This window comes from Mitsuaria sp. TWR114 (assembly GCF_007997345.1).
On sequence record NZ_VOSR01001056.1, the window covers coordinates 1 to 3,234 of the forward strand.

Annotated in this window: 4 protein-coding genes; 2 read left to right on the forward strand and 2 right to left on the reverse strand. The window is 72.8% G+C overall.

Annotation, left to right across the window (positions count from 1 at the left end; all coding sequences use genetic code 11):
- On the forward strand, positions 1–872 hold an 872-nt coding region (locus FUT87_RS27315), incomplete at its 5' end, for a glycosyltransferase (protein ID WP_147243004.1).
- Here FUT87_RS27315 and FUT87_RS27320 read toward each other — a convergent pair.
- Both FUT87_RS27320 and FUT87_RS27325 read right to left on the reverse strand, forming a co-directional pair.
- The gene (locus FUT87_RS27320) at positions 846–1,973 is read right to left on the reverse strand and encodes an ATP-binding protein (RefSeq protein WP_147243005.1); all 1,128 of its coding nucleotides are present in this window, start codon (positions 1,971–1,973) and stop codon (positions 846–848) included. The two genes, FUT87_RS27315 and FUT87_RS27320, sit on opposite strands and share 27 nt — an antisense overlap.
- The gene (locus tag FUT87_RS27325; protein ID WP_147243006.1) at positions 1,970–2,680 is read right to left on the reverse strand and encodes a response regulator; all 711 of its coding nucleotides are present in this window, start codon (positions 2,678–2,680) and stop codon (positions 1,970–1,972) included. The genes FUT87_RS27320 and FUT87_RS27325 overlap by 4 nt, the downstream gene beginning before the upstream one ends.
- A gap of 141 nt (positions 2,681–2,821) precedes the next feature.
- On the opposite strand from FUT87_RS27325, the gene FUT87_RS27330 reads away from it, so the two are divergent.
- On the forward strand, positions 2,822–3,234 hold a 413-nt coding region (locus tag FUT87_RS27330), incomplete at its 3' end, for an HlyD family efflux transporter periplasmic adaptor subunit (protein WP_186830807.1).

Here is a 3,234-nt window from a genome sequence, read left to right on the forward strand (position 1 = left end):
ATGCGCTGCTGCGCCGGCTGGGCGCGGACCTCTGCCACGGCCACCTCGGCCCCGCCTGCAAGACCGTCGCCCGCTGCGAGGCGGCGCTGCGCTTCGGCACGCTGCACGTCGGCTACAAGGCCCATCACCACGAGCGGCTCGACGGCCTGATCTGCGTCAACCAGGCGCAGTGGGACTCGCTCGGCGACTACCTCGGCGCGGCGCGCGTGATCTACAACTGGCCGCCGCGATCGGATCAGCCCAAGGCGCTGGGCGAAGCGCCGCGACGGCCGGGCCTGCGCGAGCAGCTCAAGCTGGCCGATGACCAGGTGCTCGTCGGCACCGTCGCCCGGCTGCATCGCAGCAAGGGGGTCGATCTGTTGATCCGTGCGTTCTCGCGGCATGCGCCGGGCCACGCGGTGCTGGCCATCCTCGGCGAGGGTCGGGAGGCGAGGGCGCTGAAGCGGCTGGCCGCGGGTCATCCCGGCATCCACTTCCTCGGCTTCCGCGACGACATCGACGCGGTGCTGGAGGACATGGACCTGTTCGTCTCCCCCTCGCGCGAGGAGGCGCTGCCGCTGGCGGTGCTGGAGGCGATGCGCGCCGGGTTGCCCATCGTGGCCACGCGCACGAACGGGCTGCAGCAGCTGTTGTCGGACGCGCCGGCGACGCTCGTGCCGCTGGAGGACGTCACCGCGCTGGGCACGGCCTTGCAGGCGAGCATCCGCGGCCTGCGCCTGCCGGGGCATGGCCGGGTGCGGTCCCGCGTCGCTTATGACCTGTCGCCCTATGACCGCGACCTGGCGGTCGCCCGGATCGAGGCCTTCTACCGCTCGCTGATGCCGACGTCGATGCCAACGTCAACGTCAGCGCTCGGCGGCTCCTACGCCTGAGCCCCCGGCCGGCGTGTCCGGCCAGGTCAGCTCGATCGCCGTCCCGCCCAGCGGCGACGGCACGCACACCGCGTGGCCGCGATGCGCGCGCGCGATCGCGCCGACCACCGCCAATCCCAATCCGGTGCCGCCGCTGTCGCGCGAGCGCGAGCTCTCCGCGCGCCAGAACGCCTCGAAGACGCGCTGCGCGACGGCCGCGGGCACGCCAGGTCCCTCGTCCTCGACGCGCAGCACGCAGACGCCGCGGCTCACGCCCGCATGCACGCGCACGACGCCTGGCACCGCGTACTTGCGGGCGTTCTCGAGCAGCGCCAGCAGCACCTGGCGCAGGCGCACCGGGTCGACGTGGGCGCGGCCCGGCGGCAGGTCGAGGACGACGCGCTGGCCCGCCGCCGCCATCGCGTGCTCGTACACGTCGACAACCTTCCGCACTTCCTCGGCGAGGTCGGTCTCGACGATCTGCAGGTGCAGGTGGCCGCTCTCGGACAGGCCCAGCGTGCGCAGGTCGTCGATCAGTCGGGACAGGCCCTCCACCTGCGACAACAGCTTGCGGAACTGCGCCTCGGACGGCTCGAAGACACCGTCCGCCAGCCCCTGCAGACGGCCGCGCAGGATGGTCACCGGCGTGCGCAGCTCATGCGCGATCGCCGCGTTCCACTGCGCCTTTTCCTGGGTGACGCGCTCGAGCTGGTCGGCCATCGAGTTGAAATCCTCGACCAGCCGCGAGGCCTCGCCCAGCGACAGGTCGCCACCGACGGCGCGGGCGCTGAGGTCGCCGGCGGCGACCTGCTGGATGCAGTCCGCCACCGAGTTCAGCGGCACCAGGATGCGCCGCGCCAGCCGCGAGGCGACCCAGGCCGCGCCCGCCATCGCCGCGATCGTGGTGAGCACCATCCAGACGATCTCGGGCGGCGTCAACGCCATGGAGTCGGTCTCCATGATCTCGGGCTGCACCCGCGACAGCACGTAATAGAAGGCGAAGGAGGTGCTGATCACCAGCACCGTCAGCCAGAACGCGACCATCGTCATCGACAGCACGATCTGCCGGCTCAGCCCGCCGGCAGGGAGCTCCGCCCGCCGGCGTGCCGGCGCGGGATTCATTCGACCTCCCGGAAGCGGTAGCCGATGCCCCGCACGCTGGCCGGCACGCCCTCGACGCCCAGGTCCTCGAGCTTGCGGCGCAGCTTGCTGACGTGGCTGTCCACGGTGCGCTCGAGCGCGTCGCCCTCGGGCAGGCAGGCCTGGAGCAGCTCGGCGCGGCTGTAGGCGCGCCGCGGATGGCGCGCCATCTCGGCCAGCAGCCGGAACTCCGTCAGCGTCAGCGACAGCCGCTGCGGCAGGCCGCCGACCTCGGCGGTCGCGACATGGTTCTCCAGATCGATCTCGAACGGCGCCACGCGCAGCACCGGCGCGGGCGGTCGGCTGGGCCGGCCCGCGCGGCGCAGCACCGCCTGCACGCGCGCCACCACCTCGGCCGGGTTGAAGGGCTTGACGACGTAGTCGTCGGCGCCGATGCGCAGCCCGGTCAGCTTGTCGACGTCCTGGTCCAGCGCGGTCAGCAGGATCACCGGCGTGTCGCCGCGCTGGCGGATCGCGGCCAGCGCCTGCCAGCCGTCCAGCAGCGGCATCTGCACGTCCAACAGCACCAGGTCGGGCTTGAGCGCGAGGTGATGCTCCAGCGCGCGCCGGCCATCGGTGGCGCGCGCGGTGCGCAGGCCTTCGCGCTCCAGGTAGGCCTGGAGGATGTCGGCGATCTCGGGCTCGTCCTCGACGATCAGCACGAGGGAACTGGTGAAGGCATCCGTCATGGGCGCGGATTCTCCTCCGGCGATCGCCGCTCCATCGAATCTCCACAGTTCCTCAGCCTGGCCTCCATCGACGCCGCCCAGACTCCGGCCCCTTGGCGACTGCGATCGCCGCTGTCCCTGAAGTCTGAAAGCGACGTGAACATGAAGAATCGAACGCCCTGGGTCCGGCGCGGCGCGGGCGCCCTGGCCGCGAGCCTGCTGGCCGCGTGCGGGATGGAGGCCGGTGAGATGCCGCCGGCGCTGCCGCCCGCCGTGACGGTGACCACGCTGAAGCCCGAGGCGCTGACCGTCTCGGAGGATTTCCCCGGCCGCGTCGCCGCGCTGCGCGTGGCCGAGATCCGGCCGCAGGTCAGCGGCATCGTGCAGCGCCGGCTGTTCCAGGAGGGCGCCGAGGTGCGCGCCGGGCAACCGCTGTTCGCGATCAATGCCGCGCCCTTCCAGGTGGAGGCCGCCATCGCGGCCGCCGCGCTCCAGCGGGCCGAGGCCGCGCTCGCGCGGGCCCAGCAGCAGCACGATCGGCTGGCGCCGCTGGCCCGTGCCGAGGCCGTCAGCCG

What these genes read in the sequence shown, in the direction of transcription:
- FUT87_RS27320 (WP_147243005.1), bottom strand. Translation starts at nt 1,973, where the DNA reads ATGAATCCCGCGCCGGCACGCCGGCGGGCGGAGCTCCCTGCCGGCGGG.
- FUT87_RS27325 (WP_147243006.1), bottom strand. Translation starts at nt 2,680, where the DNA reads ATGACGGATGCCTTCACCAGTTCCCTCGTGCTGATCGTCGAGGACGAG.